General features: G+C 48.4%; 2 protein-coding genes. One reads left to right on the top strand and one right to left on the bottom strand.

Annotated features, from left to right (window positions below; translation table 11 throughout):
- The coding region (locus NC99_RS07685; protein WP_204374936.1) for a P-loop NTPase family protein at nt 1-847 on the top strand (847 nt) is incomplete at its 5' end.
- A 502-nt stretch (nt 848-1349) separates the two neighbouring features.
- On the opposite strand, the gene NC99_RS07680 is transcribed toward NC99_RS07685, so the two are convergent.
- Complete coding sequence (locus NC99_RS07680; RefSeq protein WP_157624656.1) at nt 1350-1580, bottom strand: hypothetical protein; 231 nt, start codon at nt 1578-1580, stop codon at nt 1350-1352.
- Nucleotides 1581-1893: the final 313 nt, after the last annotated feature.

Raw genomic sequence — 1893 nt, 5'->3', positions numbered from 1 at the left:
GCCCAGCAATTTTATGCCCGCTACCTGTCCCTGGGATGGAAAACCGGGAATGACCAGCGAATTGTTTCCTGGCAAGCCCTTGCCCGGAAATGGATGTCAAACAGCAATAAAAATCACAACTATGAAAGACCATTCAATCAAATCGGCGCAGGCCGGTTCAGTGTCGCAACCAACAAGGATTATTCGGAGCCCTTATGAGCAAATTGCAGAACTTCAGGGCGGCGTATTCAACTTCAACTTTCAGAGAAGCGTGCTCTGGATGGAAGAAAAAGGAAAAATGCTATTCGGGGAGAATTTCGCCATTGACCCCGGAGATCTGCAACTGATCTACAAACTGCTGGTGTATGCCATCGGTGACAAGGAAAACGCGGAAAGGCACGGACTTAGCCTTCGAAAAGGACTGCTGATCTCCGGTCCAATCGGTTGTGGCAAAAGTGCCCTTTCCCGGCTGATCAGCTATTTCTGCCCACGGGAAAAGCAGTTCCTGGTCAAGCCCACCCGGGAAATCAGTTTTGAGTTTGAGAAGGACGGTTACTCGGTGATCAATCATTACAGCAAGGGCTCGTATTTTAGGATCGGCGGAATGCCCGTTCCAAAGGTGTACTGCTTTGACGATCTGGGATTGGAACAAACCCCAAAGCATTTTGGGAACGAGTGCAATGTGATGGCAGAAATCCTGCTGGCCCGCTACGACCTGTTTGTTTCCAAACGCATGTTGACCCATCTGACAACCAATCTTTCCGCCTCCGAGCTGGAATCATTTTATGGCAACCGGATTCGCTCTCGGATGCGGGAAATGTTTAACTTGGTAGCTTTTGACAAGGATGCGAAAGACAAACGCAGTTGACAAGATATGCAGATAATCCTGCGGCCTGTTCGCTCCGTTTGCTCCGCACTGCGATCACAAGCCTCGGTTGAAAAAGAAAGATGCCTGCTCGGTTTGCACGGACGACACCAGGCCAGGGGCCTGACTAACCGTCCGCTATCCCTTCGCAGGCAACTTTCCGGTTTGATCAGGTAATATTCCTGATTTTGTAAGGTGTACAATAGCTTTTTTGCAGGTTTTTCCGGTGCCCCGGCACCATCGTTCAGCCTCACGAAACCGCTTCCTTTATCCGTTTGCTGCCGCGCACGAAACCAGTCGCTTTTTCGCTTGGCTTCACTCCGAAGCCGGCTTGCACCGCACGGCAAGAGTCGCCCCGTATGTTCCGCTTCGCTCCACACCCGGGGCGACACTTGCCCGAACCCGCCCGCCTCCACAAATTATTCTTTGAGGTAGAGGTTTTTGACCATCCAAAATCAATCAAAACAACCCATTTAAAGGGGTTTCTGTCTGTCCATCGAATTTCCTAATTGGGCCCTGAAAAAAACCCAAAATTAAGTCCCTTGAGGATATGTTCGATCGCCACTTCGCGCGAGTACACTTTGTGCTCGATAGCTTCGATGCAGATGGGAGTTGACCCGTATTCTGCCATTAAGTTGACGAATTCCGCCGTACGTTCGGTAGTTTCTTTGTCTTCGAAAAACAAATCTGATTTGTTCTGGCCCCATTGCACGGCGAGCTGATACACCTGTGACATAAAATACGATTTATATGGTTGTTGAATTTTGTTTCTTTCGGTAATCGGTGCCTTGCCCATCCGTCTCTAAAATACCATTTTCAGTTTAGTTTTAAATCCTGCTCTTTCGGATTTGTGCCGAATTGCTGCCAGCTGGCTGGATTGCTTTACAGCCCGTTGGGGTAGCAGCCAAGGTGTTTTGGATATTCACCTGTAGAATGGGTGGGTTTAATATTAAGGCCTAAAAACGTCCGCGATTCGGTGTTTTATATGCGTTGCACCATAAATTATTAACTAATCTATTTGAACTGCTGTTCTCTTTCCTAACAAGTGA

Source organism: Sunxiuqinia dokdonensis (assembly GCF_001270965.1).
Taxonomy (GTDB): Bacteria; Bacteroidota; Bacteroidia; order Bacteroidales; family Prolixibacteraceae; genus Sunxiuqinia; species Sunxiuqinia dokdonensis.
Note: the sequence above shows the minus strand (reverse complement) of the source record. Positions and strands in the feature narration are given on the sequence as shown.